Origin of the sequence: Nocardia sp. NPDC019395, assembly GCF_040632335.1 — a bacterium.
Lineage (GTDB): Bacteria > Actinomycetota > Actinomycetes > Mycobacteriales > Mycobacteriaceae > Nocardia.
The window spans coordinates 1-21013 of sequence record NZ_JBEYBT010000034.1 but is presented as its reverse complement, the minus strand read 5'-3'; the positions used below and the strand labels follow the sequence as shown (position 1 = coordinate 21013).

Sequence of the window (21013 nt, the reverse complement as noted above, 5' to 3'; positions counted from 1 at the left end):
GCGCCGCCTGCGGCGGCGCCAAAAAACACAGAACCTTCACCCGAGGGTCAACCCGGCATACCGGTTACCGGCCGAATTCACGGGTACGCCGCCCCCGTGAACACAGACCAACGCCCCGCCCGTCCGACCACACACGCGGGAACCCGGCCCGGGTTGGCACACCTCCAGCTATCGTTGTGAACGACCACACAGCGTGTGGGATGCCCGGTGCGACCACGACCTCCAGGAGGTTCGGCGTATGACGCAGTTGGCACGAGCAGGTGGGGATACTGCTGCCGACAATGTGGGCAGTGACGGGGGTGAATCCATAGCGCCCCGACCGTACGTGCTGTCTCCTACGGCGGAGGGTCCCCTCGATGCCGATGAGCTGGAGACCCTGGACGCGTGGTGGCGGGCCGCCAATTATCTGTCGGTGGGGCAGATCTATCTGATGGCGAATCCGCTGGTGCGCGAACCCCTGGCGCCCGAGCATGTGAAGCCGCGGCTGCTCGGTCACTTCGGGACCGTGCCGGGGCTGAATCTGGTGTGGGTACATGCCAATCGGGCGATCCTGGCGCGGGGTCTGGACTCCGTGTTCGTGGCGGGGCCGGGGCACGGCGGGCCGGGACCGAACGCATGCGCGTGGCTCGAGGGCACCTATTCGGAGCTCTATAGCCATGTGCCCCGCGACGGGGAGGGGATGCGCGCCCTGTTCGCCCAGTTCTCGTTTCCCGGTGGGGTACCCAGCCATTGCGCGCCGGAGACACCCGGCTCGTTCCACGAGGGTGGTGAGCTCGGCTATTCCCTGTTGCACGCGTTCGGTGCGGCGCTGGACAATCCGCATCTGACGGTGTTCTGCGTGGTGGGCGACGGTGAGGCCGAAACAGGGCCGCTGGCGGGTAGCTGGCATGCCAACAAATTCCTGAATCCGGCGCGGGACGGCGCGGTGCTGCCGATTCTCGCATTGAACGAGTACAAGATCGCCAGTCCGACTCTGCTGGCCCGTATCCCGGAGTCCGAGCTGATCTCGCTGTTGCGTGGCAACGGCTACGAGCCGCTGATCGTCGCCGGGAGCGATCCGGCCCGGGTCCATCAGGATATGGCGGCCGCGATGGACGCGTGCCTGGAGCGGATCGCGCAGATCCAGCGTGCCGCCCGCGACGGCAGCGATACCAGCCGGCCGCATTGGCCGATGATCGTGCTGCGAACCCCCAAGGGCTGGACCGGCCCGCCCCAGGTCGACGGGGAACCGGTGGAGGGTACGTTCCGGGCGCATCAGGTCCCGCTGCCCGCGGCACGCGATGATGCCGGGCATCGGGCGGTACTCGAACAGTGGCTGCGTTCCTATCGCCCCGAGGAGTTGTTCGACGAAGAAGGGACGCCGGTATCGGAGTTGCGCCGGCTCGTTCCGGTCGGCGCGAAACGGATGAGCGCCAGCCCGGTGGCCAATGGCGGCGCCCTGGTCCGTGACCTGCGCCTGCCCGATTGGCGCGAGTACGCGGTGGACGTCAGCGAGCCCGGCCGCACCAGCCATGAGGCGACACGGGTGCTGGGTGGCTGGCTGCGCGAGGTCACCGAACGCAACCCGGACAATTTCCTCACTTTCGCGCCCGACGAGCTGGCCAGTAACCGGCTACAGGACATCCTCACCGTGACCGGCCGGAACTGGCAGGCCGAGATCGGGGTCCACGATATGAACCTGGACCGGACCGGCCGGGTGATCGAGGTGCTGTCCGAACATATGTGCCAGGGCCTGCTGGAGGGGTATCTGCTCACCGGCCGGCACGGCGTCTTCACCTGCTACGAGGCCTTCATCCATATCGTCGACGCGATGTTCAATCAGCACGCCAAATGGCTCGATGCCAGCGCGGCTGTTCCGTGGCGGCGCCCGCTGGCCAGCCTGAACTATCTGCTGTCCTCGCATGTCTGGCGGCAGGACCACAACGGTTTCACCCATCAGGACCCGGGTTTCCTCGATGTGGTGCTGAACAAGAAACCCGAGATCGTCCGCGTCTATCTACCACCGGACGCCAACACCTTGCTGTCGGTGTACGACCACTGCCTGCGTTCACGGCATTACGTGAACGTGGTGGTGGCGGGTAAACAGCCGCAGCCGGATTGGCTGCCGGCGACCGAGGCGGCGCTGCACTGCGCACGGGGTATCGGCATCTGGGAATGGGCGGGCCACCGCGATGAACCGGCCACCACACCCGATGTGGTGCTGGCCTGCGCCGGTGATGTGCCGACCTTGGAAACCCTGGCCGCGGCGGCGATTCTGCGCGAGAAGCTGCCGTGGTTGCGGGTGCGCGTGGTGAATGTGGTCGATCTGATGCGGCTGCTGCCGGCCGAGGAGCATCCGCACGGCTTACCGGACAGCGAATTCGACACTCTGTTCACCCGGGATTCCCCGGTGATCTTCGCCTTTCACGGCTATCCGTGGTTGGTGCACCGCCTGACCTACCGCCGCACCAATCATTCCGGTCTGCATGTGCGGGGTTACAAGGAGGAGGGGACCACCACCACACCCTTCGATATGGTCATGCTCAACGACCTGGACCGATACCACCTGGTGATGGATGTGATCGACCGGGTACCGGCGCTGCGCCAGCAGGCGGCCGGGTTGCGGCAGGAGATGGTGGACGCGCGCCTGCGGGCGCGGACCTGGACCCGGCAGCACGGCGAGGATATTCCCGAGGTGGCGAACTGGCGCTGGCCCGGCTAGCGGCGCCCGCCCCACCGCGGGCCGGACCGACGGTGAAACTGCCTTGCCGCGCCGGTACCACTCGGCGACGATCACAGCATGCTGTTGACGATCACCTGCACACCGGATGCGGACAGCGGTACGCCCGCAACCGATCTCGGTTTCCTGCTGCACAAGAACCCGGACCGGGTGCAGGAATTCGGATTGTCGTACGGCACGGCGCATGTGCTCTATCCGCAGGCCGCACCGGACCGGTGTACCGCGGCGCTGCTGCTCGAAGTGGATCCGGTGCGGCTGGTACGCGGGCGGTCCAGGGATATGCAGGCGTTCAGCCTCGGGCAGTACGTGAACGACCGACCCTATGCGGCGTCCTCGCTGATGTCGGTGGCGATCGGCGCGGTTTTCCGCAGCGCACTGCGCGGTGACTGCGCACAGCGCCCGGAATTGGCTCGCACCCCGTTGCCGCTGCGCCTGGAGTTACCCGCGGTCGGTTGCCGCGGCGGGCCGGAGCTCGCCGAACGGATCTTCGCCCCGCTCGGCTGGTCGGTGGCCGCGACACCGCTCCCCCTCGACCCGGCCTTTCCCGAATGGGGTGATTCGGCCCATCTGCGACTCGTGCTGACGGGAACACTGCGATTGGCCGACGCCCTCAACCATCTCTACGTTCTGCTGCCCGTCCTCGACGGCGCCAAGCACTACTGGCTGGATGCCGGTGAGGTGGACAAACTCCTGCGGGCCGGCGGCGCCTGGCTCGCCGCCCACCCCGAGCGTGCCTGGATCACCCGCCGTTATCTGGCCCGGCGCCACGCGCTGGTCCGCACCGCACTGGCCCGGCTGGCCGAGCTCGACGAATCGGATCCCGAGGAGCTCGGGGCGGTCGACGAGGAATCGGCAGCCGGAGAAGACTCGGGCCGAGAGCTGGGCGCCCAGGATCCCGCTACCGAACCGGGCCCCACCGCAACGACGGTCGACACGGCCGAGCCGGGAACCGAGGACGCCCTCCCGGGAGGTCGCACCGCCGGACCCGGATTCGGCGACCCGGCCACCGCAAACGCCGGCACAGCGGGGAACAGCGCAGAACCCACGACCGGCGACCCGGCCGGGCGAAGCAACGCCACCGCCGACGACGCACCCAGGCGATCGCTGGCGGTGCAGCGGCGGGCGACCGTACTGGCCGCCCTCCGGGACACCGGCGCCACCCGCGTCCTGGATCTCGGCTGCGGCGAGGGCGCGCTACTGCGAGAGTTGATCGACGACAGGTCGTTTCAGGAGATCGTGGGTGTCGACGTATCCACGCGGGCACTGTCCATCGCCCGGCGGAGATTGCGGCTGGATCGGCTACCCGGGCCGGTCGCACGCAGGCTGACCCTGCGGCAAGGATCGCTCACCTATACCGACAGCGCACTGCGCGGTTTCGACGCGGCCGTGCTCATGGAGGTCATCGAACATATCGACCCGCCGCGCCTGCCGGCCGTCGAATACGTGGTGTTCGGCGCGGCGGCACCGCATTCGGTGCTGGTCACCACACCCAACGCCGAATACAACGTCCGGTACGACGGCCTGACGGCAGGCAGCTTCCGGCATACCGATCACCGGTTCGAATGGACCCGGGCGGAGTTCCGGTCCTGGGGCCGGCGGATCGCCGGGCACTTCGGTTACCAGGTACGTTTCGCGCCGGTCGGAGCCCCGGACCCCGAGTTCGGCCCGCCGACCCAGCTCGCGGTGTTCACCCGCGCGCATACCGAAACCGAAGGAGCACCGCAGTGACCGATCTCGCCGTACCGGACCTGTGCCTGGTAGTGCTCATCGGCTGCACCGGATCGGGAAAATCGACCTTCGCCCGCACCCATTTCCCGCCGACCTCGGTGATCTCCTCCGACTTCTGCCGCGGATTGGTGAGCGATGACGAGAACGACCAGTCCGCGACACCCGAGGCATTCGCGCTGCTGCATCACATCGTCGGTATGCGGTTGCGCCGCGGGCTGCGGACCGTCGTCGACGCCACCAATGTGCAGCCGGGCGCTCGCAAGGAACTCGTCGCGCTCGCTCGCGAACACGATGTGCTGCCGGTGGCAATCGTGCTCGATGTACCGGATTCGGTGTGCACGGAACGTAACGCGCACCGGCCGGGCCGGTCCGCGCTGGGCGCCCACGTGGTAGGCCGCCAGCAGCGCGAACTGCGGCGCGGTCTGCGTGGACTGGATCGAGAGGGCTTCCGGCGGGTACACACCCTGCGCGGGGCCGACGAGATCGGCGCGGCGCGGATCGTGGACGAACGGCTGTGGAACGACCGCCGCGACCTCACAGGGCCGTTCGATGTGATCGGCGATGTGCACGGCTGCCGGGCGGAACTGGAGACCTTGCTCGCCGCGCTCGGATACCGAATCGGCCGGGACGCGGCGGGCCGGGCCGTCGGCGCTCGCCACCCCGAAGGCCGGACCGCTGTTTTCGTCGGCGATCTGGTCGATCGGGGACCCGATACACCCGGAGTGCTGCGGCTGGTGATGGGGATGGTCGGCGCGGGAGACGCGCTGTGTGTCACCGGAAACCACGAGAACAAACTCGTGCGCGCCCTCTCCGGGCGGAAGGTGAAACCGACGCACGGGCTGGCCGAATCGCTGGCCCAGCTCGAAGCCGAGGACAGTGACTTCCGCGCGGCGGCGTTGGAATTCTGCCGGGGCCTGATCAGCCACTATGTGCTCGACGGTGGACAGTTGGTCGTGGCCCACGCCGGACTGAAAGCGGAATATCACGGCCGGTCCTCCGGCCGGGTCCGGTCGTTCGCCATGTACGGCGAATCAACCGGTGAAACAGACGAATTCGGGCTGCCGGTGCGGTACCCGTGGGCCGAGGACTATCGCGGACGCGCGACCGTGCTGTACGGCCACACCCCGGTCACCGATCTACGCTGGGTGAACAACACCCTCTGCCTGGATACCGGAGTGGTATTCGGTGGACAGCTCTCGGCGCTGCGCTATCCGGAGCGGCAGACCGTATCCGTACCGGCCGAACAGGTCTGGTACGAACCTAGCCGCCCGCTGGCCCCGGTCGGCGGCGGACCGAAACCGGCCTCCCCCGGGCTCGCCCACCGGGACCCCGGCATCCTGAACCTCGACGATGTCGTCGGCCGTCGCGTCGTGGAAACTCGGCATCACGGCAGGGTCGGGGTGCAGGAGGAGAACGCCGGTGCGGCCCTCGAGGTGATGAGCCGGTTCGCCGTGGACCCCCGCTGGCTGGTGTACCTGCCACCGACCATGGCTCCCTGTGCGACCTCGGAGTCGCCGGGCTTCCTCGAGCACCCGGCCGAGGCCTTCGACTACTTCCGGAGTGAAGGCGTCACCCGGGTGCTGTGCGAGGAGAAACATATGGGGTCGCGCGCCGTGGTTCTGCTCGCCCGCTCGCCGGAGTCCGCACGGCACCGGTTCGGCGTCGAGCAGGGAACGGGCATGATCTACACGCGTACCGGGCGGCCGTTCTTCGACGACCCGGACCGCACCGAAGCCGTACTCGCCCGGATGCGCGCGGCAGCGGTATCGGCCGGCCTGTTCGACGAGCTGGACACCGGCTGGCTACTACTGGACACCGAGATCATGCCCTGGTCGGCTAAGGCGCAGCAGCTGCTGCGCAATCAGTACGCGGCGGTCGGCGCCGCGGGACGCGCCTCGACCGCCGCGGCTGGTGAGGTGCTGGCGGCGGTGGCCGCACGAGGTCAGGAAGTCGGCGAGCTGCGCGACCGGATGTCCGGCCGGAAGGCCGATATCGACGCGTTCACCCGTGCCTACGGTCACTACTGCTGGCCGGTGGACGGTCTCACGGGATTGCGGGTGGCTCCGTTCGGACTACTCGCCGGCGAGGGCGCGAACTACGCGGTGCGCGACCATCACTGGCAGCTGGAAAGGATCGACCGGCTGGTCACCGCCGACCCGGACCTGCTGACGGGTACGCGGCGAATGGATGTCGACCTCACCGATCGGGACAGTGAGGCGGCCGCAACCACATGGTGGCTGTCGCTGACGGGCAGCGGCGGCGAAGGGATGGTGGTGAAACCGGCTGACGCCCTCGTCCACGCGGCACCGAAACCACGAGGGAGCGATGCGGAGGCGCCGGCACTACCCGCCGACGGGCCGAACAGCAACGGCGCGAATCCGGATTGCTCCGATTCGGCTACCGCGGCGCCCAAGGGACCGGCCCGGACGAACCCGGCGGGGCGGCTCGTGCAACCTGGGGTGAAATGCCGGGGGCCGGAATACCTCCGGATCATCTACGGGCCCGAGTACCCGCGCGCGGAGAATCTGCGCCGGCTGAGGAAGCGCGGGCTCGGCCGGAAACGCTCTCTGGCGCTGCGCGAATACGCGCTGGGCCTGGAAGCGCTGGATCGGCTGGCCGCCGGGGAGCCGCTGTGGCGAGTGCATGAAGCGGTATTCGCGGTGCTTGCTCTGGAGTCCGAACCGGTCGACCCGCGGTTGTAATTTTTGTGCCGCCGTGGGCGGCGCGGGTGGGGGCCTGTTGGCCCTGTGGATCGGGGTCCTGTGAGCCCCATGCTGGTCGGGGCGCTGGTAACTCTGCCCGGCGGGCCACAGGTGACCCTGCCCGGCGGGGCACAGGTCACCCAGCCCGGCGTGGCACAGCGCCTATCGGGGCACAGCCAACCCCGCCCGGCGAGGCACAGGTAAACCCCTGCTCGCCGGAGGCCTGTTAGCCCTGTTCTCGGGGTAGACCAACTACCCATGTTCTCGGCGTAGACCATTCGTGAAGGGGCGGGCTGTGTTATTGGAGCCGCTCCGCGGCTCGAGGGTGGGGCCCTATTAACCCGGTTCTTCACTTCCGGCGCTCAGTCGCTGCGCTCCTTCGCTCTGGTCGCTCCAGAACCGGGCGGGCCCCACCCGGGAAGGTGGACTGTTCTGGCGAGTCGATGTGGGGCTGCTCTGACGATCAAGGCATGGACCGAGACTGGGGCCGGCGAGGTTGATCGAGCTGAGGAGCAGGCGACGGGAATCTGAACCTCCTCCCTGGGGCCACCATCCGAAGGAATCCGGGGACACGTGCGGCACGTACGAGGGAGACAGCGGAGGCGTTTGTGGGAGCGGTCCTGATCGGGTCCGCGGCCCGGGGCTCGCTGGACCTGCGGAGACGGGCCGGCTTCGAGTGCGTTCGATTGCGACGCAGGCCTTCCCATTCGCGGGAAAACGAAGCGCACATATTCAAACACTCGTGTACCGTACCGTTAAGTAGCGGCACATAGAACTACGGACCCTCAAATATTGATCCACCGTATAAGTTCTGCGCCTGGACGAAACGGAGACCACCATGACCATCGCTCGCACGCACAGACTGGTGAAGAAGTTCGCGGCGGCCGTCGCGCTGGCCGGGGCGCTCGCGGTTGCGCCCGCCGCGCTGGCCCCGCAATCGGCCCACGCCGATGCCCCGGGACACAGCACTCGCGACGACAGCCACCCGGGCAAGGGCACCTACAACGACACCCACGCCATCCCCAGTGACCTCAGCAATCGCAGCGAACCGGTGCACGCGATCCCCGCGCAGCGCAGCGAAACCTACGACAGCGACGGCGGGTACCACGATATCTGCGCTTATAAGCCGTACTTCTACGCCTGTCGGTGATCCAGCGCCGGTGGTTCCCTACCGCGGTTTCGTCGCCCGCCGGCCCCGATGACCGGCGGCCCGTTCCAGATCAACGGCCTCGGCCAGTTGCTCCGGGATGTGACCGGCGATATCGCGGCGCGAACCGATCAGCAACTTCTGGCGGATACTCGCGACCTGGGCGTCCACTGTGCGCACAGAGCTAGCGCGCCGCTGTGCGATGGCGTTGTTGGTCCAGCCCGCGGCAGCCAGAACCGCCACTTCGCGTTCGGCCGGTGTCAGCTCGTCCCAGCGGGATGCGGTATGCGGCGTATGCACGGCACTTTCGGCCGGGCACACCGGCCAGCGGCGCCGCAGATACTCCCGGACCATCTCGCTGCCCGGCCGGTACAGCCTGCCGTGCTGTTCGGCCTCCGCGAAATCGGCGGGCCCGACGATCGCTGTCGCGACCTCGGTGGCGTGGCGTACACCGCGCGATATCATCGGCACCTGCTCGATACTGATCCCCATCGAACGGTGACAGGCGCCGAAAACCCCGATCAACCAGGCCAGTTCACCGGCCCGCACACGCTGGGCCGGCGCCGGGCCGACCGCCGCGGGGTCCAGCGCGAGCAGGTGGGTCAGCACCATCACGCACACCCCCACCGACCAGGACGTCTTCCACGTATCGCCGAGCGCGTACTGCCCGGACACCACCGAGTACGCCGGTCGTAACGCGTCCGCGGGTTCATTCGACCGGGCGAGCGCCAAGGCTCTCCCCACCCGGGCCCAGTGCACCGACAGCGCGGATTCCGCGGCCATCGATCGCTCGATGTGCCGGCGGGTCAGTTCGGCGGCGCGTTCGGGATCGCCCAGCACGGCCGCGGCGAGGGCGGCGAATACGGTGCCGCGTTCCATCCCTATCCGATCGCCCGCATCGGTGAACTTGCGAGTCGCGCGGTCGAGCACCGTGATCGCGCGCGGGTCCAGCCGGAACAGCATGAGTTCCAGACCCCAGATCCATTCCACCGACGGCGGGAGGCCGATATCGGTTTCCGGATCGCGGCGCCAGGAGTCGCCGTCGGTCTGCCCGGGCAGGCATCCGGCAACACATTCGTCCAGCAGTTGCGCCGCTCGCGCGCTGTCGCCCTGCCAGAGGTTGAACCATGCGAGTAAGGCGGTGGCGCGAATATGGTGCGGGCCGGTGCCTTTGTCCCGGGTGGCGTCGAGCGCCGCGGTGGTGAGCCGGGTGAGCGCGCAGCTACCGCCGTTGGCGAACGGTACCCATACCGATAGCAGCACCGACGCCGTCTCCAGCCCGATCAGCGCCTCGTCCGGATCGCCGAGACCGGTTTCGATACCGATCAGGATGTCGTCCCAGGAGGTACGCGCCCAATCCAGCCAGCGCTCTTCGCTCGGCCCGTACCAGAGGGAACGGGCCTCGGCCACCCGGTCCCGGTAATACCGGCGGTGCCGGGCCGCCGGGCGGCGGGCTCCGGCCGGGTCCCGGCGCAGCCGGTCACCGGCGAACACACGCACGCTCTCCACCAGATACCAGCGCACACTGCTCTCGGCGCGGAAGGTCGACACCAGCGAGCGTTCGGCGAGCCGCTCGAGCAACGGAGCGATCCGTTCGGCGGGCAGTAGTTCGTCGGCACATACCGCGACGACCGCGTCGAGTTCGACGCCGTTGCGTTGCGGTTCGAAACCGTCGGTTTCGTAGCCGGCCGCGAACACCGACATACGGCACAGCAAGAGCTGCTCGTCGGCGCAGCAGAGATCGAACGACCAGGCGATCACATCGAAAACGCCGCGATGGCGCGGTTCGGTACCCGCGCGGTCGCTCTGGGACCAGCGCATCCGCTGGTCATCGGCGTCACCGGTGAGCTCGGCCAGCACCATCGCCGGTGGCCGATGCCGCAGCCGCGCGGCCGCCAGCCGGATGAGCAGTGGTGAGCGCTCCACTCGCCGGCAGATACGGTGCACGACAGCGAGCTGGTCCGGTTCGCCGGGTACGGGCCGTCCGGTGAGCTCGGCGCGCTGCCGGAACAGTTGCAGCGCCTCGGGGGGCGACAGTGGCCCCACACCCACGATGTACTCGTCGGCCCAGCCGATGGGTTCGCGGCTGGTCGCCAGGATGGTCAGGCCGGCACTGCCGGCGAGTAGATCGATCACCGCCCGGCCGACCGCCGCGAGGACGTGTTCGCAGTTGTCCAGGACCAGAATTGCCCGCTCGGCCGTCGCATCGGCACGGCCGCCCACGCCGATATCCAGCGAACTCGGATCGCTGATATCGGTGCGCACCACCGAACGCAGGACATTCTCCGCCGAATCACCGCGGTCACGGTCGAGTTCGGCCAGGCGCGCCCAGTACACGGGACGTCCCGGATCGGTCCGCCGCAATGCTTCGGCGGCCAGCCGCGTCTTCCCGATACCGCCCGGACCGACGAGCGTGATCAAGCGGACGCCCGGGGACCCCAGCAGCTCCCGCAGGCGTGCGATTTCCCGGTCCCGACCGATGAACTCGGTCGCGGGCGCGGCGGGTACCGCACCGTCCGGATAAATCACCACCATAGGGACGTAAATTAGTGCACGTCACGACCGGCCGTGCGGTTAACGCTCATCGGCGGTCATGCGACTCGCCAGAAGATGTGCCCCTCAGCACATGACGCGGGTCGCATGGCGGTAGTGCATCTGCACCACCGCGCTGTCGAAGGTCAGCACATCCACCAGACACAACCCGGTGGTGTCGACCGGCGACCGGAACAGCGGCACCCCATCGCCCAGCAGCAGCGGATGGACGAATATCCGGTACTCGTCGATCAGATCGTGTTCGAGGAACGCCGCGGCGGTTTCGGTACCACCGAGCAGTATCATCTTCTGCCCCGCGGCTTTTCGCCGGTTCACTTCTTCGACCAGGTCGGGACCGATGATCCCGGTGTTCCAGCCCGGATCCCGTAAGGTCCGGGTGACGACGAGTTTGGGGGCCGCACGCCAGAACCGCGCGAACTCGACGTAGAACGGGGAGACCGGGGCGAGGTCGGCGGTCGGCCAGAACGCCGACATGATCTCGTAAGTCCTGCGCCCGTACAGCAGAACATCGGCCTGCCGGAGTTCGTACAGGTACTCGGCACAGAGTTCCTCGTCGACAACCGGCCAGTGGACCGCCTCATCGGGCCCCTCGGTGAACCCGTCGAGTGATATCTGCATCCACAGCGTCACGCTTCCCATGCCCAAACCTCATCTACCGCCTCAGATACCAGGGGGCAGATTGTGCCCGGGGTCCGGGGCGCGCGCATCGGTAGCGGGCGGAACATACTTAGGTATACGTTCGAGCCGTCGACTCGGGAAGAGCCACCGTCGAATGTACCGTCGATCAGCGAAACGCTACGTGAGCACTCCCCAGCGCGGAGAAGAAGGGTACCGACGCTTCCTCAGCTCTCCGCCGGGAGCTCGGACAACTCGCTATCGCTTTCGATGTAGTGCGCGACGAACCGATTCACCAGTTCCGCGGAAACCTTGCCCGGCAGCGTTCGAGCCAGCTGCAACTGCCCCGTCAGCTCGGCCAGATCCGCGGGATTGCGCTCGGAGTCCCGGTACTGCTGCCAGGCGGTGCGATGGAACAGGTCGACGAAACGACGCGCCATCCGATCGCAGTCCGCGCGCATCCGCTCGAACTCCCCCAGGACTTCGGCGTCCGGAACCCCCGCCGCCACCAACTGATCGGCCATCCGGACGAGTTGCCGATCGGCGGGCCGATAGGTGACGGCATCCACTGGTTCGTACAGTCCGGCGGCCACTATCCGGGCCAGCCCGTTGGGTACCGCGGCGTACCGTTCCTGCAGCTCGGTGGCGGGAATGGTATCGGTGGCCGCGGCCGCCGCACCCGCGGCCGGTTCGCCGCCTTCCGTACCGCCGAGCAACGCCCCGACGCCGAGGATATCGCCGAGATCGTCACCGCGATCCCAGGCGTTGAGCAATTCCCTGATCCCGTTGAGTTTGATCCCCCGATCCAGCAGCCTGCTGATCGTGCGCACTCGATTGAGATGTTCGGGGCTGTAAAAGCCTGTCCTCCCCTTGACCTGCGGTGGGGGCAGGACCCCCCGTTCGTGATAAACCCGCAGGCTGCGCACGGTCGTGCCGGCGGCGCGTGCCAGTTCATCGATCGTGTACTCCACACCAGCAGCCATATAACTAGGAAACCACATCGAAACGGTGACAAGCCGCGCCGGACACGATCAGAAATACCCGGTTCGATCCGCGTTGGTGCGGGATTCTCTAGTTCGTCGCTCTCCGGTCGCCGGCCCACCGGGCGTAGGTGCGTCGCTCATCCTCCGACATTCCGCCCCACACTCCGTACGGTTCCCCAACTGCCAGTGCGTAATTGCGGCAACTGTCCAGGACCGGGCAGGCGTGACAGATCTGTTTCGCCCGCCGCACCCGGGCCGCGCGGGCCCGGCCGCGTTCCCCGTCGGGATGGAAGAACACCGTCGATTCCAGGCCGCGACAGGACCCGAGCAACTGCCACTCCCATGCGTCGGCGGCCGGACGCCGAAACGGGATCAATGTGGACATACACAACTCCTCTGCCCGCAATTCTGTAAGCCAGCGTAATTACTCCCCACATCTGGGAATCGGTGGTGACGACAATGCGCGCCTTCCCGGCAGTGGCGAATTCCGGGCCACCCGGCCCGGCCGGAACCGTCCTATTCTGCGAGTATGAGTGAGCTACCGGGGGCACGGATAACCGTCGGGGAGCGCGATCGCGCGTTACAAGAGCTCGCCGAGCATCTGGGCGCGGGCCGTCTGACGCTTACCGAGTACGAGCAACGCACAGCCGCCGCGGCCGCCGTGACCACCACGCCGGAGCTCGCGGCTCTGTTCACCGACCTTCCCGCGGCGGCGCCACCGCCCGCACCGAGCCAGAACGCCGATCCGGCCGTCGGGTTCGCGATCATGGGCGGCTGCGCGGCCGCATTCGCCTTGATCCTCGCCCTCGTGTTCGGCGGGTGGCTGTGGCTCCTACTGCTGGTCATCGTGCTGGTGTCGGCTCCGCTGCTGCCCACGGCGCTGCATCGCCGCCGCGTATCCGGACAGTCCTGACCTCACCATCTGGTGGTCGGGCGCACACTGTTCGCCAGATCCACCAGGCGGTAGCGGTGCAACCGTCCCGGTGCGTTACGGGCCAGAGCCCGTAGCCGCGATTCCAGACCACCGCGTAAACCGGGCACGGTCAGCGGGTAACCGAGCAGGGTGGTGTCGCCGGACGCCGGGCGCATCCGGGTCCGCAACCATTCCAGCGCCGTCCCGACCACCACGACCTGCAGTTGCAGTGCCCGCGGCTCGTCGGGGAGCGCCAGCCGGGAAGCGGCCTCGAGCAGATCGATCTCGTTGATCTCGGGATGCGACCGGGAAACCAGCAGCAGGCTGCCGGTCATCCGCGCGGTGCCGTAGTGCCGGGACGTATCGGGCACCTCGTCGAGCACCCGCACCGCCTGCAACGGTTCACCGTCCGCCGCCAGCCGCCTGGCCAGGCCGAACGCCGCGCTGACCACACCGTGGTTGGTCTGCCAGACCAACCGGTAGAAATCGGTGGCTGCCCGCTGCCAGCGATCGGAGTCATCGGGGCTAGGTGCCGATTGCAGTACGAGTTCCGCGGTCGCGGCCAATGCCAGCGCGGGAGCGATCTCGCCGGGCAGCATCGTGTGCACCTCGTCGAAGTGCAGGTATGCCCGCTCGTAGCGCCCCTCCAGCAGGGCGGTGACACCGCTGAACCATTCGATCCGCCAGTCGGTGGCCGCGCGGGGGCGCAGCGCGTCCAGCAGGGCCAGCGCCGCCGTCAGATCGCCGAGGTCGACATGGGCGCGGACAGCGGCCAGCGCACCTTCCACCTCGAAGGTCTCGGGAGCGTCGATTGTGCCTGCCGCGATGCGCTCGGAGGTCTGGCGCAGCGAATCCAGGGTCCGGCGCGCGTCACCGTGCAGCAGCGGAGAGAGCAACTCGGCGCTGGGATCGTCGGCGTCGATCAGCGGGACCGGTAGCGCCGCCACCACCGCCGCGGCGTCGAGGTCGAGACTGCGGTGGACACCGTCGACCATGCCGTCGGTCTGGCCGATCAGCGTATCGATCCCGAAATCACCGCGCAGGGAACCGAATTCCACCGAGGCCTGCGGATGTTCGCGGCCGGTGTCGGTGGCGAGCACCATCCGCAACACCCCGGCCAGCTGGCAGTACATGGCGTAGGTGGACGGGAAGCGACGGCTCGGCTCCGGATGGGTCGCGCGGACCAGCAGCCGGTGCAGGCACGGATACCGCTGCAGCAGCGGGTAATCCTCGGGCGTAGGTGTCTCGGCGCGATAGTTGCCGTTGGAGTCTTTGCGTAGATCGAGGATCAGGGCCGCCAGGGTGCGACCGGCGGCGTAGATATCGGAGGCGACGGTCGGCCCGGTCTCGATGATCTCCGGGGCCTGATAGCCGGGAGTGCCGTAGATGCTTCCGTAGGACTCCATGGCCGCCACGGCACCGAGGTCGATCAGTTTGACCTCGTCGGCGGTGACCATGATGTTGTCCGGTTTCAGGTCGTTGTAGGCCAGTCCGAACGAATGGAGGTAATCGAGCGAGGGCAGGACTTCCATCATGTAGGTGAGGGTCTCGGACACCGGGATACGTTGCGAGCCGGCGAGGTCCAGCATCTTCTTCAACGAGCGCCCGCCGACGTACTCCATCACGATGTAGCCGTCGGCCACCTCGCGGTGGGAGCGGTGTTTGACGAAGTTGTAGATCTTCACCACGCCGGGGTGGGTGATCTCGGAGAGAAACTGGCGTTCGGCCAGCGCCACCACATGTGCCTCGAAATCCTGCGGATTCTGCAGACCCTTCAGCACCACCCAGCGATCGCTGACATTCGTATCGACCGCCAGGTAGATCCAGCCGAGCCCGCCGTGCGCCAGACAGCCTTTGACGACGTACTGCTCGGCGACCACCTCACCCGCGGACAGGGCGGGCAAGTAGTTGTACGCGGACCCGCAGCGTGCGCACTCCCCGGCCACCGCGCCCGGGCCGTCCGGACCGGAACGGCCGTTCGGCGCCTGGCACTTCCAGCAGAAGCGTTTGTTCTCCGGCACCACCGGATCCTCGAGGACCGCGGTGGCCGGATCGACCGGATCCACCCGGGGCAACGCCACCAGCCCGGCGCCCAGCCGGCGCACACTCGGGCGGGAACGAGCATTCCGGCCGGACTGTGCTTCGTCCTCGAACCCGGCGAAAGGATCGAGCTCGTCCTCGTCGTCGTCGGCCAGCAGCAGCGCCTCGAGGTCGTCGTCGTCATCGTCCGCGCCACCGAGGCTGTTGAGCCGCGCGATATCGTCGCCGGTGAGAGCGGCCACGGCTCGGTCGAAATCGGTGAGACCGGAGGGTTCCGGGGAGCCGGCGAGCAGCGAGTCCGCGGCGTCGCGGGACGCGGATTCGGCGTTATCCGGCTGGGGTCCGGAATCGCTGTCGGGCTGCGACCGGCTGCCGGACTGCGGGGGCGCGCCGACCACCGGTATCGACCCCACGGTCAAGGGGACGAAAATCCCGGACTCGTTCGGAAGCGCGGCGGCATCGGTCGGACTGCGCGGAACGCTCCCACCGGACTCGGCGAGGAGTTCCTCGGCGGCCCGGGTGAGGTCCGATTCCTCGGCCGAGCCACGGTGCACACTTCCGCTGCTGGTGGTGCGCCGGGTCGACCAGGTGTGCGCGGACCGCCGGGGCATCGCGGCACCGCGAACCCGCCGCTTGGACCAGGGCGGCGGAAGCGGACGCTCGGACGAGCTCGAATGCTCTGGCATGCACGACCTCTCAAACCCACTGGGTGAACCGAGAGTCCATTGTTATCCTGCGCCACGAGCGCCGGGAACCCGAGGTTCCCTTTGCTGGGAATGCAGATTTCCCCGGGGGCAGTAGAGCCCCCGGGGAAATCCACGGTCCCGGCGAGATCAGCTCTTCTCGTCCGGTTCGTCCAGGATGCGGACGGTACTGCCGGAATCCACGGATTCGGCGGGTGCCGCAGCCGCGGGGGCACGCTGTGCGACCAGCTCGCCGACCCGTTTCCGGGCCAGGAACCAGCCACCCACCAGCGCTGGAACACCGACCACGAGCATCGCGATCACCGCGGCCCGCTGTTCGATCTCCGAGCTGAACAACATCAGCAGCACCACCCCGGCCAGGAACAGCAGAGTCGCGTAACTGGTGTACGGGGTCCCGGGCAGGCGGAACTTCGGCCGGCTCACCTTGCCGTCGCGGGCCCAGCGCCACAGCTGGAGCTGGCAGAGAACGATAGCGGTCCACGAGAAGATTGTGCCCAGTGCGGAGACATTCAGCACGATCTCGAACGCCTGCTTGGGTACCGCCGCGTTCAACCCGACACCGGCCAGCGCGATAACACCGGTCGCGAGAATACCGACGTACGGCACACCGGTGCTGGACATCCGGCCTGCCACCTTCGGCGCACTACCGTTCATCGACATCGAGCGCAGGATCCGGCCGGTCGAGTACAAACCGGCGTTCAAGCTGGAGAACGCGGCGGTCAGCACCACCAGGTTCATCACCGAGCCGGCACCGTCGATACCGATCTTGGAGAAGAAGGTGACGAACGGGCTCTCGCCGGACTTGAACGCGGTGTAGGGCAGCAGCAGGCCGAGCAGCACCAGCGAACCGACGTAGAACAGCGCGATACGGGCGATCACCGAGTTGATGGCGCGCGGCATGATCTTCTCGGGGTTCTCCGCCTCACCTGCGGCGGTACCGACGAGTTCCACTGCGGCGTAAGCGAAGACCACACCGGTGGTGACGACGATCAGTGGCAGGAATCCGGTCGGGAACAAACCGCCGCTGTCGGAGATGAGGCTGGGCCCCGTGGCGGCGCCATCGATCTCGAAGCGCCCGGCCAGGAAGATCGTGCCGACGATCAGGAAGGTCACCAGCGCGACGACCTTGATCAGCGCGGCCCAGAACTCCAGTTCACCGAACCATTTGACCGAGATCATATTGATCGCGACCACGATCGCCAGCGCGATCAGCGCGATCGTCCACTGGGGTATCACGTGGAACGCGCCCCAGAAGTGGACGTAGGTGGCGATCGCGGTGATATCCACGATGCCCGTCATGCACCAGTGGAAGAAGTACATCCAGCCGACCGCGAAAGCCAGCTTCTCCCCGTAGAACTCACGGGCGTAGGACACGAAGGATCCGGAGGACGGGCGGTGCAGCACCAGTTCGCCCAGGGCCCGCAGGATGAAGAATACGAAGATGCCGCAGACCGCGTAGACCAGGAACAGACCCGGACCGGCATCGTGGAGCCGGCTGCCGGCGCCGAGGAACAACCCGGTGCCGATGGCGCCACCGATGGCGATCATCTGGAGCTGCCGCGGACGCAGTGACTTGTGATAGCCCGCGTCTTCCGCATGCAGGCTCGCGCCCGGCGCCTCCTGTTCCCGAGGCTCTTGAACAGTTGTCATCGTCTTGCCTTTCGAGTGGCGCAGATCATGTCTGCGAGCAATGTACCGCTAGTCAGCGGCACGATCAATAGGTAGCCACCGGGCTTTACGCGGTGGAAACCAGCAAGTTTCGTGCGAAAAGAGGTTTAGACGCAGGTCGAATGCGCGATTGATCGAGCCGCTGAACGTCGATACGCTAATCAAGTCAACTGTTGAGGAGTGTTCCCATGGCATGGTTCGAGCGCGAGTTCATCGCCGTCCCGGAGACCGCCGCGAAACAACTCGTCCACAAGTGGCCCGATATCAACATCCGGCGGTACTCCCGCGTCATCGTCAGAACCGACCAGACCGCGCTCTTCGTGAAATCCGGGCAGGTGATGGGCGCTCTCGGCCCGGGCCGGCACCGGCTGGACGCCGACGAACTCCCGGTCCTCGGCGCCCTGGTCGACACACTGTCGGGCGGGAACTACTACCGGGCCGAACTCTATTTCGTCTCCACCCGGGATTTCGCCGGGATCAAGTTCGGCGGCCGGCTGGCCGATATCGCCGACCCGGTGAGCGAGCAGATCGTCACGCTGCGTGTCTTCGGTGAATTCGCGCTGGCGGTCCGCGATGCCCAGCAGCTGATCATGTCACTGGCCGGCAGCACCGATCTCCACGATCCGGCCGGTATCGAATCGTGGAGCGCGGACCTACTCCTCAAAGCGATGAAAATCGCGGTGACCCAGGGAGTCTCCCGCGGCGAATGGCCGCTACTGGGCCTGTCCGGGCAGTTGCCGGCGATCGAGCACGCGGTCCTGCACCAGACCAATATCGCGCTCTACGAATACGGCCTGCGGATCCCCCGCCTGGGCAATTTCGATATCACCCTGGCCCCCGAGGACGCCGACCGGCTCAAACGACTTGCCAAGGACGTCACTTATATCCGGCTCGCCGGAGATTTCCGGGAGTACGCGGCCGGGGAAATGGCTCTGGGTGCCGGACAGGGCCTGGCCACCGGACACGGCCACGACGGCGGTTTCCTCGGCGCGGCGCTGGGCATCAACGCACTCCAGCCGCCGAATCCGCCGCCGCCCGGACATCTTTCCGGCCCGCCCGCGTCGCCGTGGCAGCACCATTCCCCCGCGGCGCGAGAGCCCGCGCACGCCGAACTACCCACCGACCCGGAACCGGACGCGCTGCCACCGGGTGCAACCGCTGCCCCGGTCTGCACGGACTGCTCGACGGTCAACCCGGCCGGGGCGAATTTCTGCGTGCACTGCGGCTCACGCTTCGCCACCGGACCCACATCCTGCCGCGAATGCGGCGCCGAACTTCTTCCCTCGGCGAAATTCTGTGCGTCCTGCGGTACCCGGGCACAACAGCCGTGAACCGGATACCCGAGCCCGCTCGGGTATCCGGTCGTAAGGGCACACGCTGAGCGCGTCGGTCGCACCACGACCGAGGTCCGGCCCGAAGAGACGGGCCGGACCTCGGTCGCGGTGCTGTCAGGCTACGATCCCCGATTCCGAGGTACCGGCCAGACTACGCACCTGACGCGCGGCCACCGAAAGGGTCGCCAGATCGTGGCGGGCCACGCCGAAGATCTCGGTGAGCGCTGCCCGGGCACGGGCCAGGCGGGAGCGGTTCGTCTGTTCCCAGTACTCCAGCTTCTCCGATACCGGATCCTCCGGATCGGTGGCGGTGGCGATCTCGAGAGTCAGCAGGCGCAGCGATTCGTAGAGATCGTCCCGCAATGCCAGCCGTGCCAGGCCGGCCCAGCGCTGGTTGTAGTCGAGGTCGTTCACCGCGCTGATCAGCCGAGTGATCTCCAGATGGGCATTCAGCGCGAAGTAGAGATCTGCGACCTCGTGCGCGTCACGCTCGGCGATATCGGCGATATCCAGCACGTCCAGCAGCGGGTAGAGGTGGATGAGGTGATAGACCTCGGTCGCCAGGTCGGCTGGGGCGCCTTCCTCGGCCGCCGCCTCGGCGCGCGCCGTAACATGTTCGGCCAGGGGCGCCGGCAGCCAACCGGGAACATCTCTCGCCAATGCCCGGACACCGTCGCGGTAGCGGGCGATATCCGCGCCGATGGCGATCGGTTGCGGCCGGTTCAGCAACAGCCACCGAGCGCCCCGTTCGACGACGCGGTGGGTTTCCAGTTCGAGCCGATCACGAACCGCCGTCGGCATGGCGGTCGTCCGGATCCGCTGCCACAGGTCCCGCAACCGGAAGATATCCACCGCGGCGGTGAAGGCCCGCACGGCATCGTCTGTCGTGGCGCCGATTTCCTCGGCCAGCCGGAACGCGAAGGTCGCGCTGCCGAAATCGACCATTTCGTTGACCACCACGGTGGCGACGATCTCCCGGCGCAGTGGGTGCTTGGAGATGGCGTCGGCGAAACGATCACGCAGCGGAGTCGGGAAGTACTGCGGCAGGACCGCGGTGAAGGTCGGACTGTCGGGCAGGTTACTGGCCAACAGATCGGCTTTCAGCGAGAGCTTGACATGAGCGATGACGGTGGCCAATTCCGGAGAGGTGAGCCCCGTCCCGGCCGCGATGCGTCGCTCCATCTCCGCGTCCGATGGCAACGCCTCCAGATTGCGGTCCACCCCGCGACGGGTTTCCAATTCGGTGAGCAACCGCCGATGTACGGCCCCACGCCGGTTGGCGACCGAACGGGAGAGCCCGATCCGGAAATTCTGTGAGATATTCTCCCGTAAGACGAGTTCGGCGACCTCATCGGTCATTTCCGCGAGCAGCGGATTCCGGTCCGCGATATCCAGCTCCCCCGCCGATACCGCGGCATCGAGCAGAACCTTGATATTCACCTCGTGATCCGAGCAATCCACGCCCGCGGAATTGTCCAGCGCGTCGGTGTTCATCTTCCCACCGTTACGGCAGAATTCGATCCGACCCAACGCGGTGGCACCCAGGTTGCCACCCTCACCGATCACCTTCACCCGGAGCTTGTCGGCATCCACCCGCACGAGGTCGTTGGATTTATCGCCCACATCGGCATTGGTTTCGGTACTCGCTTTGATGTAGGTACCGATCCCGCCGTTCCACAACAGGTCGACCGGCGCCTCGAGGATCGCGCGGATCATCTCCGGCGGGGACAGCCGGGTGACCGAAGCCGGAAGTTTCAGCGCCGCACGCACTTGCGCGCTCACCGGAACGGCCTTGGCGGTGCGGTCGTATACTCCGCCACCCGCACTGATCAACGAACGATCGTAATCAGCCCAACTCGACCGCGCCAACCCGAACAACCGAGCCCGCTCCGCAAACGACGACCCCG

Annotated in this window: 13 protein-coding genes; 6 read left to right on the top strand and 7 right to left on the bottom strand. The window is 67.3% G+C overall.

All coding sequences use genetic code 11. The annotated features are described in order from the left end of the window. Positions 1 to 238: 238 nt before the first annotated feature. The 4 genes from ABZ827_RS30915 (at position 239) to ABZ827_RS30900 (ending at position 8299) form a co-directional block, all read left to right on the top strand. Positions 239 to 2701 (top strand): phosphoketolase family protein, encoded by a 2463-nt coding sequence (locus ABZ827_RS30915; RefSeq protein WP_357244498.1) that lies wholly within the window; start codon positions 239 to 241, stop codon positions 2699 to 2701. Positions 2702 to 2779: 78 nt separating this feature from the next. Next, on the top strand, positions 2780 to 4447 hold the full coding sequence (locus tag ABZ827_RS30910) for a 3' terminal RNA ribose 2'-O-methyltransferase Hen1 (protein ID WP_357244497.1): 1668 nt from the start codon (positions 2780 to 2782) through the stop codon (positions 4445 to 4447). After that, entirely contained in the window at positions 4444 to 7149 is a 2706-nt protein-coding gene (locus ABZ827_RS30905) for a polynucleotide kinase-phosphatase (RefSeq protein WP_357244494.1), read from the top strand. The genes ABZ827_RS30910 and ABZ827_RS30905 overlap by 4 nt, the downstream gene beginning before the upstream one ends. An 838-nt stretch (positions 7150 to 7987) precedes the next feature. After that, on the top strand, positions 7988 to 8299 hold the full coding sequence (locus tag ABZ827_RS30900) for a hypothetical protein (protein WP_357244491.1): 312 nt from the start codon (positions 7988 to 7990) through the stop codon (positions 8297 to 8299). A gap of 18 nt (positions 8300 to 8317) precedes the next feature. On the opposite strand, the gene ABZ827_RS30895 is transcribed toward ABZ827_RS30900, so the two are convergent. The 4 genes from ABZ827_RS30895 to ABZ827_RS30880 all read right to left on the bottom strand — a co-directional run bounded on the left by ABZ827_RS30895 (position 8318) and on the right by ABZ827_RS30880 (position 12832). Then, positions 8318 to 10831, bottom strand: a complete 2514-nt coding sequence (locus tag ABZ827_RS30895; protein ID WP_357244488.1) for an AAA family ATPase — start codon at positions 10829 to 10831, stop codon at positions 8318 to 8320. A gap of 84 nt (positions 10832 to 10915) precedes the next feature. Beyond that, positions 10916 to 11488, bottom strand: a complete 573-nt coding sequence (locus ABZ827_RS30890) for a dihydrofolate reductase family protein (RefSeq protein ID WP_357244485.1) — start codon at positions 11486 to 11488, stop codon at positions 10916 to 10918. Positions 11489 to 11691: 203 nt separating this feature from the next. Continuing rightward, positions 11692 to 12447 carry a MerR family transcriptional regulator gene (locus tag ABZ827_RS30885; RefSeq protein WP_357244482.1) on the bottom strand — a complete coding sequence of 252 codons (756 nt, stop codon included), beginning with the start codon at positions 12445 to 12447 and terminating at the stop codon, positions 11692 to 11694. Between the two features lie 88 nt (positions 12448 to 12535). Continuing rightward, positions 12536 to 12832 (bottom strand): WhiB family transcriptional regulator, encoded by a 297-nt coding sequence (locus ABZ827_RS30880; RefSeq protein ID WP_357244479.1) that lies wholly within the window; start codon positions 12830 to 12832, stop codon positions 12536 to 12538. A gap of 144 nt (positions 12833 to 12976) precedes the next feature. On the opposite strand from ABZ827_RS30880, the gene ABZ827_RS30875 reads away from it, so the two are divergent. Next, the gene (locus ABZ827_RS30875; protein ID WP_357244476.1) at positions 12977 to 13360 is read left to right on the top strand and encodes a DUF1707 domain-containing protein; all 384 of its coding nucleotides are present in this window, start codon (positions 12977 to 12979) and stop codon (positions 13358 to 13360) included. Between the two features lie 2 nt (positions 13361 to 13362). Here the strand turns inward: ABZ827_RS30875 and ABZ827_RS30870 are convergent, their stop codons facing one another. Next, a complete protein-coding gene (locus tag ABZ827_RS30870; protein ID WP_357244473.1) occupies positions 13363 to 16011 on the bottom strand; it encodes a tetratricopeptide repeat protein in 2649 nt (882 codons plus the stop codon). Between the two features lie 222 nt (positions 16012 to 16233). Further along, the gene (locus ABZ827_RS30865; protein WP_357244470.1) at positions 16234 to 17754 is read right to left on the bottom strand and encodes an amino acid permease; all 1521 of its coding nucleotides are present in this window, start codon (positions 17752 to 17754) and stop codon (positions 16234 to 16236) included. A gap of 206 nt (positions 17755 to 17960) precedes the next feature. On the opposite strand from ABZ827_RS30865, the gene ABZ827_RS30860 reads away from it, so the two are divergent. Next, positions 17961 to 19103, top strand: a complete 1143-nt coding sequence (locus tag ABZ827_RS30860; RefSeq protein WP_357244467.1) for an SPFH domain-containing protein — start codon at positions 17961 to 17963, stop codon at positions 19101 to 19103. A gap of 117 nt (positions 19104 to 19220) precedes the next feature. Here ABZ827_RS30860 and ABZ827_RS30855 read toward each other — a convergent pair. Then, on the bottom strand, positions 19221 to 21013 hold a 1793-nt coding region (locus ABZ827_RS30855), incomplete at its 5' end, for an NAD-glutamate dehydrogenase domain-containing protein (RefSeq protein ID WP_357244464.1).